Origin of the sequence: Parabacteroides sp. AM58-2XD (genome assembly GCF_003463685.1) — a bacterium.
GTDB lineage: Bacteria > Bacteroidota > Bacteroidia > Bacteroidales > Tannerellaceae > Parabacteroides > Parabacteroides segnis.
This window is the reverse complement of record NZ_QSDP01000006.1, coordinates 36,252-54,988: the sequence shown is the minus strand read 5'-3', so window position 1 is coordinate 54,988 and position 18,737 is coordinate 36,252. Positions and strand designations below refer to the sequence as shown.

General features: G+C 43.1%; 11 protein-coding genes. 10 read left to right on the top strand and 1 reads right to left on the bottom strand.

Annotation, left to right across the window (positions count from 1 at the left end; all coding sequences use genetic code 11):
• Positions 1-12 precede the first annotated feature (12 nt).
• Entirely contained in the window at positions 13-1,677 is a 1,665-nt protein-coding gene (gene asnB / locus DXA15_RS02665; protein ID WP_128133032.1) for an asparagine synthase B, read from the top strand.
• Between the two features lie 315 nt (positions 1,678-1,992).
• On the opposite strand, the gene DXA15_RS02660 is transcribed toward asnB, so the two are convergent.
• Complete coding sequence (locus DXA15_RS02660) at positions 1,993-2,331, bottom strand: cupin domain-containing protein (RefSeq protein WP_128133031.1); 339 nt, start codon at positions 2,329-2,331, stop codon at positions 1,993-1,995.
• Between the two features lie 307 nt (positions 2,332-2,638).
• Here DXA15_RS02660 and DXA15_RS02655 point away from each other — a divergent pair, with 307 nt between their 5' ends.
• The 9 genes from DXA15_RS02655 (at position 2,639) to asnA (ending at position 18,694) form a co-directional block, all read left to right on the top strand.
• Complete coding sequence (locus DXA15_RS02655; RefSeq protein ID WP_233566709.1) at positions 2,639-4,723, top strand: alpha-N-acetylglucosaminidase; 2,085 nt, start codon at positions 2,639-2,641, stop codon at positions 4,721-4,723.
• A gap of 439 nt (positions 4,724-5,162) precedes the next feature.
• Positions 5,163-5,741, top strand: a complete 579-nt coding sequence (locus DXA15_RS02650; RefSeq protein WP_128133030.1) for an RNA polymerase sigma-70 factor — start codon at positions 5,163-5,165, stop codon at positions 5,739-5,741.
• A 65-nt stretch (positions 5,742-5,806) separates the two neighbouring features.
• Positions 5,807-6,829 carry a FecR family protein gene (locus DXA15_RS02645; protein ID WP_128133029.1) on the top strand — a complete coding sequence of 341 codons (1,023 nt, stop codon included), beginning with the start codon at positions 5,807-5,809 and terminating at the stop codon, positions 6,827-6,829.
• A gap of 433 nt (positions 6,830-7,262) precedes the next feature.
• A complete protein-coding gene (locus DXA15_RS02640; RefSeq protein ID WP_233566701.1) occupies positions 7,263-10,532 on the top strand; it encodes a TonB-dependent receptor in 3,270 nt (1,089 codons plus the stop codon).
• Between the two features lie 18 nt (positions 10,533-10,550).
• The gene (locus DXA15_RS02635; RefSeq protein WP_128133027.1) at positions 10,551-12,221 is read left to right on the top strand and encodes a RagB/SusD family nutrient uptake outer membrane protein; all 1,671 of its coding nucleotides are present in this window, start codon (positions 10,551-10,553) and stop codon (positions 12,219-12,221) included.
• A 70-nt stretch (positions 12,222-12,291) separates the two neighbouring features.
• The gene (locus DXA15_RS02630; RefSeq protein WP_128133026.1) at positions 12,292-14,445 is read left to right on the top strand and encodes a glycoside hydrolase family 95-like protein; all 2,154 of its coding nucleotides are present in this window, start codon (positions 12,292-12,294) and stop codon (positions 14,443-14,445) included.
• Positions 14,446-14,811: 366 nt separating this feature from the next.
• Positions 14,812-15,624 (top strand): diaminopimelate epimerase, encoded by an 813-nt coding sequence (dapF, locus tag DXA15_RS02625; protein WP_128133025.1) that lies wholly within the window; start codon positions 14,812-14,814, stop codon positions 15,622-15,624.
• Between the two features lie 65 nt (positions 15,625-15,689).
• Entirely contained in the window at positions 15,690-16,916 is a 1,227-nt protein-coding gene (locus DXA15_RS02620; RefSeq protein WP_128133024.1) for an LL-diaminopimelate aminotransferase, read from the top strand.
• Between the two features lie 743 nt (positions 16,917-17,659).
• Positions 17,660-18,694 (top strand): aspartate--ammonia ligase, encoded by a 1,035-nt coding sequence (asnA, locus tag DXA15_RS02615; protein ID WP_128133023.1) that lies wholly within the window; start codon positions 17,660-17,662, stop codon positions 18,692-18,694.
• Positions 18,695-18,737: the final 43 nt, after the last annotated feature.

Sequence of the window (18,737 nt, the reverse complement as noted above, 5' to 3'; positions counted from 1 at the left end):
AACAACAGGATTATGTGTGGCATTACAGCAATCTTCAACATTCGTGAAGGAGCCTCCGCCCTCCGACAACAGGCGCTTGAAATGAGTAAACGTATCCGTCACCGCGGCCCGGACTGGAGCGGGATTTATCAGGGTAAAACCGCCATCCTCGCCCACGAACGTCTTTCCATCGTCGACCCGGCTTCCGGTGGCCAACCGCTGAAAAGCAAAGACGGTAAACTGATCCTTACCGTCAACGGTGAAATCTACAACCACCGTGAGATTCGTGAAGAGTTGAAAGGAGAATATGAATTCATGACCGGCTCCGACTGCGAAGTCATCCTCGCCCTCTACCGCAAATACGGTACCGGTTGCGTGGAAAGGTTAAGCGGAATCTTTGCCTTCGCCCTCTACGACGAAGAAAGCGACACCTATCTCATTGCCCGCGATCCGATCGGCGTCATACCTTTATATATGGGTTACGACGACCACGGACATCTTCTCGTCTCCTCCGAACTGAAAGGTCTGGAAGGCTTCGCCACCATCTACGACCAGTTCAAGCCCGGTCACTACTTTTACAGCAAAGATACGGACCTTACGAAATGGTATGTCCGCGACTGGATGGATTACGAAAACGTGAAAGACAACCCCGCCAGCATAGAAGAACTCCATGACGCTCTCGAAACTGCCGTGCAACGCCAGTTGATGAGCGACGTACCTTATGGCGTGCTCCTTTCCGGCGGCCTGGATTCGTCTATTACTTCCGCCATCGCCAAGAAATATGCCGCCAAGCGTATCGAGACCGGAGGTAAAGCCGATGCCTGGTGGCCGCAACTTCATTCTTTCGCCATCGGCTTGAAAGGTGCCCCCGACCTGATCGCCGCCCGCAAGGTAGCCGATGCGATCGGAACCGTCCACCACGAGATCAACTACACAATCCAGGAAGGTCTGGACGCCCTCCGCGACGTTATCTATTATATCGAAACCTACGATGTAACGACCGTACGTGCTTCTACCCCGATGTATCTCCTTTCCCGCGTCATCAAAAGCATGGGTATCAAAATGGTTTTGAGTGGCGAAGGAGCCGACGAAGTGTTCGGTGGCTATCTGTATTTCCACAAAGCGCCGGATGCCAAGGCATTCCACGAAGAGACATTGCGTAAGATAAGTAAACTCTATCTATATGATTGTTTGCGTGCCAACAAAAGCCTCTGTGCCTGGGGTGTGGAAGGCCGTGTTCCCTTCCTCGACAAAGAATTTCTCGACGTTGCCATGCGCCTGAACCCGGCCACCAAAATGTGTCCGGGCAAGACGATAGAGAAGAAAATCCTCCGCGAAGCCTTTGCTGATATGCTGCCCGAAGAGATCGCCTGGCGTCAGAAAGAACAGTTCTCCGACGGCGTTGGCTACAGTTGGATCGACACATTGAAAAAGATCACTTCCGAACTGATCACCGACGAAGAGATGAAACAAGCCGCCGACCGTTTCCCGATCAACACGCCGCAAAACAAGGAAGAATATTATTACCGTACGATCTTCGAAGAACACTTCCCGAGTGAGAGTGCCGCACGCAGCGTACCATCCGTCCCGAGCGTTGCCTGCTCGACAGCCGAAGCACTGGCTTGGGATGCCGCCTTCAGGAATATGAACGAACCGAGCGGACGTTCCATCAAAGGGGTACACGAAGCTGCTTATTAAACTCCTTACGACCAGAAATAGTCAATATGATTGCCAGAAGTGAATCTTTATTTATAGCACTGGTTGTAACCAATTCCCCTCTTGAGAGGGGATAAGGGGTGTGTAAAAGCCTGTTATAGGACCGAACTATAACGTACGTCCCATGACAGTGGGAATTTTTCCCCATTGCAATGGGGATCATTCCCCTCCAGTGGGGGAAAATTCCCCACATAAATAAAGAATGTGGGGAATTTCTAACAAGAAAAAAACATTCCTCGGCTAATAAAGTCTCAAAATACAGCCTGAAGACACCGTCACTAATTGATTCATATCTTTCTATAGAAAATCCTTTCTTACCGGATTGAACGTGTCAATCAGAACACCGGCTTCCACACACTCGCAACCATGCAAAACTCCCGGTTTCATATAAACGCCATCCCCAGTCCGGACAACCTTGGTTTCCCCATCCGTCGTAAACTTAAAAACGCCGCTTGCCACATAAGTAACCTGCGTATGGGGATGCGTATGAGGTGCACCGACCGCTCCCGCTTCAAATTTCACCTTCACCATCATCAGATCACCATTATATCCCATGATCTGACGTTGCACACCTCCACCGAGATCCTGCCATCCTATTTCTTTTTCAAACTGAAAATTAGTACTTTCGTGATTCATAAATTCTTATTTATTAATTCCTGTTCAGGCTGTAAAGATAGATGATAATGTAGTTTTTTCAAATATTCATAGGGTATCCGGTGCTTTTATACGTCAATTATTCGACATTCAGATACTTTGCTTAGTAATTACACATGAAAAACATTATAAATACTAAATTAATATTTTACCAAATGAAATTAAGATTGATTGTATGTTGCCTATTACTTTCCATAGGCAGTATATGGGCTAAAGACGATGCACGCAAGGCTTCGGAAGCCTTATCAAAAGGGTCATTCCCGAAAGAGCCTCTTCGTTCAAAGTGGAAATGCTCCAGGCGAAAGATGGAAAAGATTGTTTTGAAATTGAATCGAAAGGTCATAAGATCATATTACGCGGTAACAACGGAGTATCTGTGGCCTCCGCTTTATACCATTATCTGAAATACTACTGCAACGCCCATATTTCCTGGAACGGAGATAACCTGAATCTTCCGTCGCGATTGCCTGAAGTGCCGGAAAAGGTGGCCTGCCCCACCGCTTTCGACCACCGCGTTTATCTGAATTACTGCACAGTCAGTTACACGATGGCCTGGTGGGACTGGGAACGTTGGCAACGCGAAATAGACTGGATGGCAATGCACGGAATCAATATGCCTTTGGCAGTGATCGGACAGGAAGCTGTCTGGCAAAACACCTTACGCCGGTTTAAAATGAATGACGACGAAATCCGTACCTTCTTAGTCGGTCCGGCTTTCCAGGCATGGCAATGGATGACAAACATCGAAACATACGGAGGCCCGTTGCCTCAATCATGGATTGATTCTCACCAGATACTCGGACAACAGATACTTGAACGCCAGCGTGAACTGGGAATGACACCGATTCTGCAAAGTTTTACTGGTTTTGTCCCCATCAAATTGAAAGAAAAATATCCGGACGCCCGCATCAAAGACAAAAATCGTTGGTGCAACGCATTCACAGCAACCGTTCAGTTAGATCCTCTCGATCCTTTATTCAAAGAAATGGGACAAGCCTTTCTGGAAGAACAACAGAAATTATACGGAACCAATCATATATATGCAGCCGATCCCTTCCATGAAGGAGCAGCTCCCAGCAACGAAAAGTCATATCTCGAAGCGGTAGGGAAAGTGATATGGGAAGTCGCTGCCGGTTTCGATCCTGAAGCTGTTATTGCCATGCAAACCTGGTCGTTACGTGAAGCTATTGCACGCACATTCCCTCAGGACCGTTTGTTATTACTGGATTTAGGAGGCTGGAATGTGGAAAAATTCAATAGCTTCTGGAACTATCCGTATGTGGCCGGCGTACTGCATAACTATGGCGGACGTGTTTACATGGGTGGTAACCTGGCCTTATACGCCCAAAATGCACACGAACTGAAGCAAAGCCCCAAAGGAGGCAATATACAAGGCATTGGCCTCTTCCCGGAAGCAATCGAACATAATCCGGTCGTTTACGAACTGTCTACCGAAATAACCTGGATGCAGGATGCACCGGACTTGGAAAAATGGATTACCGATTATGCACGTGCCCGCTACGGAAAACTACCGGCCGGTGCAGAACAGGGGTGGAAAGTCTTACTGGAAACAGTCTATGGAAGTAAAGCCGGTAGATTACCCAGCACAGAAAGTGTCATGTGCGCCCGTCCGGCTTTGACCATCCAGAAAGTTGCCGCTAATGGAGATTTGAGTCGCCCTTATTCTACCGTTCGTTTATGGGATGCGGTCGATCATTTCCTTCAGGCTTCCAACGATCTGAAAAAAAGTGACACCTATCGTTATGACCTGGTGGATGTGATGCGCCAGTGTCTTTCCGACCTGTCTTTACCTCTACAAAAACAAATCACAGAAGCCTATCTGGCCGGAGATAACGAAAAGTTACAACAAGCCGGAGAGCAGTTTCTGACATTGATCGATGACTTCGACCGCCTGTTGGGTACCCGCTCTACTTTCCTGCTTGGCAAATGGATTAAAGAAGCACGCCAATGGGGAACGACCGAAGAGGAAAAAGATCTATATGAATGGAATGCCCGTACATTAGTTACAGTATGGGGCCCAAATCATTCTTCCGCTCACCTGTTTGAATATTCAAACCGTCAATGGGCCGGCTTAATGAAAGGGTATTATAAACCACGTTGGGAGAAATTCATCAGCTACCTGAAAGCCCAGCCCAAAGGAGAATGGCGCTATGACGAACAATATATCCGTAAATCATTAGGAGGACGTCCCGCATTGGATGCCAGCGATTTCTATACTCGTTTAACGAATTGGGAATATGATTGGGCGTTTAACAAAGACGTTTATCCGGATACTCCGCAGGGAGACGAGATTGAAATCGTAAAAGAATTATATGCCAAATGGCTTCCTGTGGTGAAACAGTTAAATAAATAAGATATATAAATCTTCTTTTTAAAATTCACACAAAAGATGCAATTAAACTGTTTAGAAATATCTACAACAAAAATTGCATCTTTTTTACAATATCCTATCCTAAACAAGCTCCCATAAACAAAATATTAAATTATTACACTTAAGTTCTTGAAGAACTATTGCATCCGCATGATGCAAATATAATACATTTTTATTACAAGTCGCTCAATACTTGATATTAATCAATATTCCATTTGCTTCTAAAAATCAGTATAAGCACTCCTATGTGTCATGAATATTTGACTTGCCAAAGTATAAGCACTCCTATGTGTCATGAATATTTGACTTGCCAATTTGTGATAGATACTATAAATCAACAAGATAACTTTTAAGATATTTATCATAGTTCTTCAAGAACTATATACTATTAGAAATCATAATTTCCATTGTGATAAGCAAAATGAAGGAGAAGGAGATAAGTTCTATTGATAGTTTATTTTGGAAAATTGCCATAAAAGATGATGAAATAGCATTTCGTTCTCTTTTTTTCCAGTTTTTCTCTCCATTATGTGTTTTCGCTCATAGATATGTAGACAACAGGGATACATGCGAAGACATTGTACAAGAAACTTTTTTCAAAATATGGAAAAACAGAAAGAATATAGAAATCAATACATCTAGCCGTAACTTTCTTATCACAAGTGTAAAAAACACCTGCATAGATTTCCTACGTAAACAGGAAACAGAACAAAACTGGCAACAAAAAGAGATCGAGAACAATACTTCATGGTATACCTCCGGAGATATCTACTCAACGATTGAACTAGAACAGATGCTTTCGGCAGCACTTGCCAAACTTCCTGACAACATACGGATTGTTTTTGAAAAAAACAGATTCGAAGGTATGACTTATGCTGAGATTGCAGTCGAACATAATATTTCAGTCAAGACAGTAGAGGCCTATATGACAAAAGCGCTAAAACATCTTCGTGTTGAATTGAAAGATTACCTCCCACTTATAATCCTGTTACTCTGGTAATATAAAAACATTCTTTAACATAGGGTGTCTTTTATGCTATACGTCTAATTTATAAAAGAACGAAAGTGGATATTCATACAGAACATATAATAGCATATCTTGAAGAACGTTTATCTAAAGAAGAAAAGAACGCTTTCGAGCAACAGCTACAATCTTCCCCCGACTTCAAAAAGGAAGTAGATGATATTCGTTTTATCTGGGAAACTACGGCAGAACTTAAACTGCATAAGCAAATAAACACCCGGCAGAACTGGGAAAAAGTCTCAAGACAAATCGCTATTGATAAGTACAAAAAGAAAATCCTGAGTTTTATCCGGACTTCAGCAGCAGTACTGCTAATCCCTGTTCTGATCGCGACCTATTCCCTGTTCAATACGCTGAAGGATTGGAACAACCTGCCGGTAGAACAAGTGGAATTGACAACAGCCTATGGTTTGATTTCCAAAATCACCCTTCCCGACGGATCCGAGGTATGGCTAAACTCCGGTTCCTCCATCTCCTACCCCAAACGTTTCACTGACAACAAAAGAAACATACAACTGACAGGAGAAGCATATTTTAAAGTAACTTCTGATAAATCGAACCGCTTCGATGTATTAACGCCCAATGGATTGCAAGTCAGTGCCTACGGTACGGAGTTCAATGTTAAGGCATATGAAGATGAAGATAAAATAGAGGCAACTTTAGCAAAAGGGCATATTGAAGTCACAGAAATAGGCCAGCCGGTTTCCAGGACCTTACGTCCAGGAGAACAGGTCGTATATTATAAAAATACCAGTAGAATGGATGTTGACAAAGTTAATCTGACTGTCGAAACGTCATGGAAAGACGGAAAAATGATATTCAGACGAGCTAACATGAATGAAATCGTACAACGACTCGCTCGCCATTTCAATGTCGACATCAAACTGGAAGGTGAAGAATTGTATGACTATAAATATTCTGCTACTTTTACCACAGAGACACTAAGTGAAGTATTACTTCTACTGGAAAAAACAGCGCCTATAAAATGTACAGTGATAGAACCTAAACAAACAGATGATTTCACCTATTCACGACGCACTGTTATCATAAAAACGATAAAGTAACACACACCATCAAAGAAAAAAGAAAAAAAGTGGATTTTAACATAGGGTGTTTCCCCGCACGTCACGTCTAATATAAAAATAAAAACAAATGTTATAAATGTTAACTTAAAAGAAGTATTATATGAGAACAGACACTTAAAGAAAAAGCAGGAAAACGCTGGTTACATTTTCCTGCTTCAATCAAACAAATTACCAATCCGAAAATCTCACCTGACGAATGGTAATCCCCAATTAAGTTATTTTCAAACCTAATTAAATTTGATAATGTGAAATTATGAAGAATTTATCAAACCTAGAAGGTTTTAAGTCTAATTTTGACTTATTACCAAAAATTCCAATGCGTATGAAACTCGCTGCATTCTGTTTAACCTGCTTTTTAAGTACGGCAAGTGCAAGCACCTTGTACTCACAATCTGCCCGAATTTCTTTGGACATGAGGAATGCTTCTGTTGAACAAGTTTTACAGGAAATTGAAGAAAGTTCCGAATTTTACTTTATGTACAACAGCAAGCTTGTTAATGTTGACCGTAAAGTAAACATCAAAGTTAAAGACAAATCTATTGAAACTATCTTAAATGAAATTTGCAAGGCTGCAAACATTGAATATAGTGTAAATGACAAGCAAATCATCCTGCGCCCGAAAAGCATGGAAGCAAATGCTACTCAGCAAAAAACAAAAACTATCAAAGGTATTGTCAATGACCAGTTAGGTCCTATTACCGGAGCAAACGTTTCTGTAAACGGTACTACTATCGGTACAATCACCGACATGGATGGTCGTTTCACTTTGGAGGTTCCGGAAAATGCGACATTACAAGTATCTTTTATCGGTTACCTGACTCAAAATGTAAAAGTGGAGGGACAAACCGATTTTACAATCTCCATGAAAGAGGATACACAGAAATTGGATGAAGTGGTTGTTATCGGCTACGGTACACAAAAGAAAATGAACCTGACAGGATCTGTAGCTACAATCTCTGCTGAAAACATTGTAACTATTCCGGTTTCCAATATTTCCAATGCGATGGCCGGACGTATGCCGGGTATCTTCTCTTACAATAAATCCGGTCTGCCAGGTGCATCTTCCCCGATCACCATTCGTGGAACCAATACACCCAACAATACAAATCCAACTTACGTAATCGACGGTGTTGTTCGTGAAAAAGCCGACTTCGATGCGTTGGATCCGAATACAATCGAAAACATCTCTGTACTAAAAGATGCAGCCTCGGCAGCTGTTTATGGTTCGCGCGCAGCAAACGGTGTGATTGTTGTTTCAACCAAACGCGGTAAGAATCAAAAACCACAATTCAGCTATTCAGGATTATTCGGTACCGAACGATCGACACGCAAGCCGGAAGTGTTGAGCGCATACGATAGAACGGTGTATCTGAATAACAAATTTATGTACAACGGTATTCCTGAAACCGACACCCGTTACTACACCGCCGACGAACAAGAATATTTCAAGACGCATAGTACAGACTGGGTAGATTTAGCTTGGAGAAATCCATTCATAATGCAGCATAACCTGAGTGTCAATGGAGGTAGCGATCGTATCAATTATTACATGTCAATTGGTTATTTCGATCAAAGCGGAACATTTGATAATTTGGATTTCCAACGCTACAGCTTCCGTTCAAATGTAGATGCTAAAGTAGCTGACAATTTTACGATCGGTTTGGACGTTGACGGAAACATGGGCGATCAGCGGACTCCCTATTGGCCTTACGATTCCGACCAGGAATTGATGAATGATATGTATCGTGCTTTATTAAACTTCCCATCTACCGAACCAGCTTATGTAAACGGAAAACCGAATGCTACTATTTATAACTGGAACGTATTGGAAGCCATTAAAAACGGACACCGATCTAAGAAAAAGAACACCCTGAATACCAAATTAAGTGCTAACTGGGATATTCCTTGGGTAGAAGGATTGACCGCCAATGCGATGTTCAACTACCGTCGGTATTATGAAAACTACAAAACCGTTGGTAAAGCCTATACATTGTATATGCACGAAACATCCGGTGAGCACAACCACATCATCCGTGATGATGCGCCCGTTACCGGAACACGTACAAGAACAGAAAACGGAAACTTTGTTCGGAAAGATTTCAACGAAACCAGTTCGTATACATTGAACCTGCAATTGAACTATAACCATACATTTGGGAAACATGACATTGGAGCCATGTTCTTATATGAACAATTCGAACAATGGGGTGATAATTTTTGGGCTCAACGCAAAGAATTGCTTTCACCATCTTTGGAACAATTGTTTGCAGGTAGTGCCGATAGCCAATGGAAAGATGCCAGCGGTAACGAATCTGAAATCGGACGTATCGGTTATGTAGGACGTGTCAATTACGGCTTTGACAACAAATATTTGTTAGAAGCTAACTTTCGTTACGACTCTTCTGTAAAATGGATCCCAGGAAAACGTTGGGGATTCTTCCCGTCGGTATCTGCCGGATGGCGTGTAACAGAAGAAAATTTCTTCAAATCAAATGCAAAACTAAGCTTCATTAACAATTTGAAACTTCGTGCATCTTATGGTACCTTAGGTAATGATGGAGGAAGCAATGTTGCTTATTACCAATATTTGAGCAAATTCAACACCGGTAGCAACGTTGTATTTGGAAGTGGGGCAACCGGTATTCTACCTGGGGTTTATCCTAGTAGAGGCATTACTTGGGAAACAACCACAACGACTGATGTCGGTTTCGACCTCGGATTATGGAACGGATTATTGAGCTTGGAATTCGATTACTTCCATAAAAAGACCAAAGATATTCTGATGGCTCGTACACGTACGATACCGGAGACGTTTGGTGCCAGCCTTCCAAAAGAAAACTATGCCGAAATGATCAACCAAGGTTGCGAGTTCTTAGTACGTCACGACAACAAAATTGGTAATGTGACCTACTACGTGTCAACCAACTTTTCTTTCGCCCGTAACCATTACACTAAAATTGATGAATCAGCTAATGCTTACGAATGGGAATTGAAAACAGGTCGTCCAATTAACTTTATCACTGGCTATATCGCCGATGGCATTGCCCGTACCGACGAAGATCTTGTTGGTTTACCTAAATATAATGGAGGTTTCAGTTGGTCAAAAGGAGATATCATCTTGCAAGATATACATGGTGCCGGTGGTGTTGGTGGTCCCGATGGAGTAGTCGATGGTAATGATAAAGCAGTCCTTTCATTATATAGTAAAGATCCTGAAATTATCTACGGTATCAGTTTAGGTGGTGAATGGAAAGGGCTTGACTTCACAGCATTCTTCCAAGGAGTCGGCCATCGTTCAATCATGTTCCCTAACCGTGGTGATACGTGGACAGAGCAAACGGTTTTGAATATCTGGTCGGATGCTTATTCTCCCGATAATATCAATGGTGAATATCCGCGTGTAGGAGGTACAGGGTCTGTAAGGGCCAATAGCCAAGCTTCTACATTCTGGCTGATGAACGGTAACTATTTCCGTTGTAAAAATATCGAAATCGGCTATACATTGCCTAAGCAATGGATGAGTTCGATCGGTGTAGACCGTTGCCGTTTTTATGTATCAGGGACTAACTTGTTCGTGTTAGACCACATCGGCATTTACGATCCGGAAAATAGCGGCGACCGCGGTGCTTACCAATATCCGTTGACAAAGAGTTTTAACTTCGGTGTTAATGTTAGTTTCTAATCATTTGAGTAATTCGATATGAAAAAAATATTTATTACATGTGCAGCCATTTTGGCTTTATCATCTTCATGTTCCAGCATATTGGATAAAGAAGACCTGAGTTCTATCTCAGAAGAGCAAGTTTGGGTTGATAAAACATTAACAACCTCTTTCCTGAATGCATTATATGCCTCTATTCCGGCATGGGATACCTCCGTAGCTGATGCCTCAGACGAGGCCACAGGTGGCGGCTCTTGGACAAACGGTACCATTACCCCGGATAGTCCTATCTGGTACTGGCCGTATGCAAACATCCGCAATTGTAACATTTTTATACAAAATGCTTCAAACCCGGAGGTATGTACCATTGACCGTGAACTGGCAGACCGTTTGATCCATGAAGCTCGTTTCATCCGGGCTTACCTCTATTTTGAAATGGTAAAACGTTATGGCGGCGTGCCTTTGATAACAGTACCTCAAGAGATAACAGACGACCTCTTTGTCAAACGTAATTCAACCGAAGAGTGCTTCGAGTTCATTATCAATGAATTAAACGCTTGTTCTGAAAAATTGCCCGCTACATACGATGCCAGTGAATTGGGACGTATTACCAAAGGAGGGGTTAAAGCTTTCTTAGGACGAGTATTGTTGTTTCGTGCCAGCCCACAATTCAATCCTAACAACAAGATCGAGCATTGGCAAACAGCATATGACCACAACAAGGTGACACTTGAATATCTGATCGGTCAAGGACATGCTTTATACGAAGACTACGGTGAATTATTCTTGGAAGAAATGAACAAAGAAGTGATCTTTGCCATCCGCTATGAAAACCCGACCCGTACGCATAACCGCGATGCGGCAGTTCGTCCGATCAAATTCTCACAAAATGCTTCTGGTGGATGCCATCCGACACAAGAGGTTATCGACCGCTTCCCGACTATCGATGGTGGAACCTACACCTATGCCGATTGGGAAAAAGAAGGTAGCGGAGATATCTTTAAGTTGTGGGAAAACCGTGACAATCGTTTCTATGCAACAATAGTTTACCAAGGTAGTACCTATTTCAACGAAAAAATGGAATTGAATGAAGATGCTCAAAATGACTATGCGTATGGAAAAAACATGGGTACTCGAACTGGATATTATTCCAAAAAAGGTATCAATCAGAGTTTGTCAATTGATGAATGTCAGAAATCAGGAACCGACTACATTGACATCCGCTTAGGCGAAGTTATGTTGAACTATGCAGAAGCAGCGGTAGAGGTTGGTAAACAGGATGAAGCATTCGATATGCTAAAACAAATCCGTAAACGTGCCGGTATCAAAGAAACCAGTTCTAATCCGGACATGAAAGGAATGCTTTACGGTTTGAATCCGAACATGAGTCAAGAAGAAATGCGTGAAGCTGTACATGAAGAACGTTTCATCGAGTTGTTGTTCGAACAAAAACGCATATGGGATATGCGTCGTTGGATGATCTACGACAAATTAATGACAGGTCAGGAAAAACGTCATGCATTAGTGATGACCAAAAAAGGAGATGGTAACTATTCCACCCATCTGTTCGACCGTGACAATACCCCTATGATCACAAACGAACAAATGTATTTCCTACCAATGAAACGAGGCGAAATGAGCAACAACCCTAACCTGGAACAAACAAAAGGTTGGGAAAATGGTACATTCGATCCGCAGGCAGGACTGTAATAGTAAATAACTTAATTATAAACAGGGGCTAAATAAACTATTTATTCTGGCTCCTGTTTTTTTTATTATCATGAAGAATTATAGAACAACAGCAATTTTGATAGGCTGCTTAATTAATATTTACTGTATAAATGCTTCTATATCCAATTTTGACAACAAGTATAAAAAGGTTCTTGAAAAATATAGTATTTATACAGATTCCGTCATCAATGATTATTATAGCAGCGGACTAATCGGTAACGGGCTACTGGGAGCTTCGGTCTACAAACAGCAGGGAGATACGCTCTGTTGGGAACTCGGACGTACAGATGTATGTGATCATAGAAAAGAGAACTATTCCATATTATATACAGATTGTCGTTTGCCCATCGGTAAATTCCTAGTTCCCATGGCAAAAGGTTCTTCCTCCATGTTAACCGACCTATATAAATGTGAAGTCTCCGGAAGAATAAAAAACATAGATGGAACGGTTTCCTGGAGAACTTTAACTCCAGCAGAACATAATGTCTTCATCATTGAACTGGAAGGAGAAAATATTCCTGAAATCATTTTCAAACCCGAGCAGTCAATCAGTCCCCGATATACCTATAAAGACCAGGCCTATCGTAATAACGACTTTTTAGTAGGATACACAGCAAATCCGGACCCTATTGTCTATACAAAAAACGAATTTTCCATCTGCAAACAACCTCTTTTAGCAGGAGGTGAATATACTACCGTCTGGACAATCAGCAACCGCAAAAATAAAAAAGTACTGATTGCATCCATAGCCTATTCTCAAGTTCATACAGACACTGAGAAAGAAGCTATCAATAACATCAAAACCGTTCAAAAGGAAACCTTAAAGAAAGTCGAGAAGCGACACCTTAAATGGTGGCATACTTTCTATTCAAAAAGTTACGTATCCGTTCCGGAAGACAGATATAACGCCTTTTTTTGGTCTCAACTTTACAAATTAGGTTCAGCCACACGCAGCAATCGTTATCCAATAGACTTAATGGGTCCCTGGTTTCACAATGAAACTCCCTGGCCCGCTATTTGGTGGAATCTAAATATTCAATTAACTTATTCCCCTATGTTTACTATTAACCATAGCGAACTGTCTATTCCTTTATTAAAAATGCTGGACGATAATGTCGAAAATCTCAAAAGAAATGTTCCGGCTCTTTGCCCCTATCCAGCCATTGCTATTGGAAGATCCAGCACATATAATTGTAAAAGGACTGTTGAAAAAGAACATGGGCTATTACTCTGGACATTATTTTACTATTGGAAATATTGCAGTTACACTATGGATGATACCCGTCTAAAAGAAAAACTGTTTCCTTTACTCAAACTTTCGATAAATTATTACCGATATCTATTATTTAAAGGGGAAGACAAATACTTACATTTACCTTCAAGCCACTCTCCGGAATATGCCGATACAGAAGATTGTAATTTTGAACTATCCCTGCTTCGCTGGGGATGCGAAACACTGATAAAAACCGATAAAAGATTCACAATCAACGACCCATTATTACCTGAATGGGAAAATATTCTGAATAATCTTGTTCCCTATCCCGCAGATCAGGATGGCTTCCTGATAGGTAAGAATACCAAATTAAAGTCGGGACACCGGCATTACTCACATTTATTAATGCTTTATCCATTACAAAATTTTCCACTTACGACAGCTGAAAATATCGAAATAGCAAAAAAGTCTATTAATTATTGGTTAGGATTCAAAAATGCTTATTACTGTGGATATACATATACGGGAGCATCTTCCATGTCTACGTTGATGGGTGAAGGGAATCGGGCATACAATTATTTGAATATCTTCTTTGACAAGTACATGACTCCTAACACACTGTATAAAGAAGCCGGCCCTGTATTTGAAACACCAATGTCTGCATTAGCTTCATTTACAGAAATGCTACTTTCCAGTAATAACGAAACAATACGAATCATGCCGGCAATACCAGACACTTGGAAAAATATCAAATTCGATAATTTGTTGGCAGAAGGAGGTTTTGAAGTAAGCGCACAAAGGTCTAATGGCCTGACAGAAAATATTTCACTCAAAAGTTTATACGGTGGTAAATGTAAAGTCTACTGCGATATCCCAGATAAAGAGCGAAAGATAGAAACCTCAAAGACCGTCACAATACAAACTGGTGAAAACAACAGTCTCATTTTATCTATTCCTAAAGGAGAAACAGTGACAATAATAAGAAAATAAGAATAGACCACATTTGTATGCCATTTTACAAAAAGACGGCATTTCTCTAGAATTACTGACAATTCGTAGGAAATGCCGTCCTTTTTATACCCTTCTATGAACATAAAGACACAACCAAACCCGCCAACAAGTGTAGCTTTAACGATATTTCAACAACTTTTCACTCACAACAACTTACAATATCCACAGATTATTTGTTATACAGTTACGAATTATTACGTAAAACCGCTTTATTGAATCAAATTATCACACAATATAGATTTAAAGGGCATTTGGATACATTTAGTGATTATAATATATCAAAACGTCGTATATTTGCATCGTAACAAAACAAAAGGAAACAAGAATAGGAGTAAAACAAATAAAATGACAAATCCAGTTAGATTCACAAAGATGCACGGAGCCGGTAACGACTATATATACATAAACACGATGGCTTATCCCCTGGAAAACCCGGAAAAGCAAGCTATTAGATGGAGCGCTCTCCATACAGGCATCGGGTCGGATGGATTAGTCCTGATAGGTTCATCTGAAAAAGCCGATTTCAGCATGCGGATATTCAATGCAGACGGTTCCGAGGCCATGATGTGCGGAAATGCTTCCCGTTGCATCGGCAAATATGTATATGATGCAGGACTGACCGATAAAAAGACAGTTACCCTCGAAACATTATCCGGCATTAAAGAACTTCAGCTGACCGTTTCGGATGATGATACCGTCAGTGAAGTAACAGTCGATATGGGAACACCCGGAATCGGCGAACCAGCCCTCGAACTGGAAGCCGGCGGACAGGTTTACACCGGAACCGTCGTGTCGATGGGCAACCCTCATCTGGTTATTTTTGTTAATGATATAAACGATATCGACTTACCGGCTATCGGACCTAAGCTGGAAACACACGCCTTCTTCCCCGACCGGACCAATGTTGAGTTTGTACAGGTTTTAAAAGACGATGAAGTCCGGATGCGGGTATGGGAACGGGGCTCGGGCATCACCCAGGCTTGCGGAACAGGAGCTTGTGCTACAGTTGTAGCCGGTGTCGTATGCGGTAAGACTAAGCGGAAAACAAAAGTATTCATGGACGGCGGCCCGCTCACTATCCACTGGGACGAAAACTCAGGAAAGGTCTACATGACCGGAGGAGCAGTCACCGTATTTGAAGGAATAATAGAGAAATAACACAAAAAGCAAAACAAAGGGCCAACAACCCCGACAAAACAACAACATAAAACAATTGAACGAATATGGCACTGATTAATGAACATTTCCTGAAACTGCAAAGCAGTTACCTGTTTTCCGACATCGCGAAAAAGGTAAACAGTTTCAAAGTGACACACCCTAAAGACAAAATAATCCGCATGGGAATCGGTGATGTAACACAGCCCCTGGCACCTGCCGTCATCGAAGCCATGCATAAGGCGGTGGATGATTTGGCTTCTACAGAGAATTTCCACGGTTACGGCCCCGAACAGGGATACAGCTTCCTGATCGACGCAATCATCAAGAATGATTATGCCAGCCGCGGCGTATTCCTGGAGCCGGGAGAGGTTTTCGTCAGCGACGGTGCCAAAAGCGATTGCGGAAATATCGGCGATATTCTCCGCCACGACAACAGTATCGGGGTACTCGACCCGGTCTACCCCGTTTACATAGACTCCAACGTCATGAGCGGACGCACCGGAGTATTGGAAGACGGCAAATGGAGCGATGTTGTTTACATCCCCTGCACGGAAGCAAACGACTTCACGCCCGAATTGCCGGCCCGCAGGGTGGACATACTCTACCTCTGTTACCCGAACAACCCGACGGGAACGACCCTGACGAAAGACGAGTTGAAGAAATGGGTAAACTATGCATTGGCAAACGACGTCCTGATTATGTACGACTCGGCTTACGAGGCCTACATCCAGGACCCGAACATCCCCCACTCAATCTACGAAATCAAAGGGGCGAAGAAAGTAGCCATCGAATTCCGCAGTTTCTCGAAGACAGCGGGTTTCACCGGAGTACGCTGCGGATACACGGTTGTCCCGAAGGAGCTGAACGGCTTCACGCTGGGAGGCGAACGGGTACAGTTGAACAAACTGTGGAACCGCCGGCAGACGACCAAATTCAACGGAACCAGCTACATCACCCAGCGGGGTGCCGAAGCGGTTTACTCTCCGGAAGGCAAAGAACAGGTAAAGGCAACGATTAATTACTATATGACCAACGCACGGATTATGAGAGAAGCCCTCCAAGGTTGCGGCCTGAAGGTGTACGGCGGCGAGAACGCCCCTTACCTCTGGGTGAAAGCCCCGAAAGGTCTCAGCTCCTGGAAGTTCTTCGATAAACTATTGTACGAAGTCAACATCGTTGGGACACCGGGCGTAGGATTCGGCCCGAGTGGCGAAGGTTATCTAAGACTCACCGCCTTTGGCGACAGGGACGACACTTTGGAAGCTATGGCCAGGCTGAAGAAGTGGCTCTGAAGAATTGAAAATTGATAATTGAAAATTGAAAATTAAGGATTTGCAATTAGCGACTGACAATTAAGGAGCGAACGTTTCTCCGGGCAAATAAGAACGAAGCAGGAAAGGCGCATCCGGCTTTGTTACCGGCAAAGGCTTTTATAAACAAAAAGAGAAACATTATGAAAACAATGACTTTCAGGCAACCAGTTTTGGCTGCTACGGCTCTACTTATGTTTTTTACGACGTTCATGTGCGCCCGTCTGTGTCATCTGCGTACTACGAGGACACCTGGCAGAAGCAGCTACGCAATGAAGAACAAAGATTATTTAAGTATTTGATTTAGGTTATCTCATAAAAAGGACTGTATAGAGAAGTCGGCCGCTGCTTTTCGATTTTATAGAATGTTATACCGCTTGACCACACCTGACTATGGCAGGCAGCTCTATACCTCCTTTTTATCAACTATCAAAAAAGTAAGGTTATGAAAAAGATTGAAGCTATTATTCGCAAAACCAAATTCGAAAATGTGGAAGAAAAGGGATGGTGTGAATCGCACCACTCGGATAGGGCAAGTCCCTCCCCTCGGATACGATAGTACCTCATCCGGATGCGGCTATCTACCACACCGGGATGCGGCGGTTCACATCATCGGGATAAGGTAGACTACCGCATCCGGGTGCGGTACCATAGGATACGGGAAGGGAGACACCCCCTCTCCTCCCATACCGACAAAGACAATCAACATTTTAAACTATATACACATGTCACTGATTATTCCAAAAGATTACAAACAGACGCTTACACCGGAAACGACCGAGCAAGCGATTCAGATGTTAAAAACCAGCTTCCAGGAGAAACTGTCGAAAGCGTTGAACCTGCGCCGCGTAACCGCCCCTTTATTCGTTCTCTCGGGAACCGGCATCAACGACGACCTGAACGGGGTGGAACGTGCCGTCAGCTTCCCCATCCACTGCATGGGCGAACGGCGAGCAGAAGTCGTCCACTCGCTCGCCAAATGGAAACGGATGAAACTGGCGGCCTACCGTATCCCTGCCGGCTACGGACTTTATACCGACATGAATGCCATCCGCGGCGACGAAGATCTCGACAACCTTCACTCGCTATATGTCGACCAGTGGGACTGGGAAAAAACCATCCGTCCGGAAGACCGCAATCTGGATTACCTGAAACGCACCGTACGTTGCATTTACACGCTACTGAAAGAAATCGAGGAGATGGTCTACAACCAGTATCCTCACATCACTCCTTCCCTGCCGGACAACATCACCTTCATCCATGCAGAGGAATTACAAAAGATGTACCCGGGCATCCTTCCCCGTGAACGCGAAAACAAAGCAGCTGCTAAATTCGGTGCCATCTTCGTTATCGACATCGGCGGCGAACTGACAAACGGGGAGAAACACGACGGACGTGCCCCCGACTATGACGACTGGAGCACGGTCAACTCCGACGGCTTCAACGGCCTGAACGGTGACATCATCCTTTGGAACGACGTCTTGCAATGTGCCTTCGAACTGTCATCCATGGGTATCCGTGTCGACAAGGAGGCCCTGCGCCGGCAGCTGGAAGAACGCGGATGCCCCGAACGTGCCGGCCTGGAGTTCCACAAGATGCTGCTCGACGGCCGCCTCCCGCAATCCATCGGTGGCGGCATCGGCCAGAGCCGCCTCTGCATGTTCTTCCTCCGCAAAGCACATATCGGCGAGGTACAGGCTTCAATATGGCCGGAAGAACAGGCTGACATCTGTAAGCAAAACAATATCATCTTGTTATGATAAGTTACCATCAGATATAAATAAAAACAAACACTTACTATAA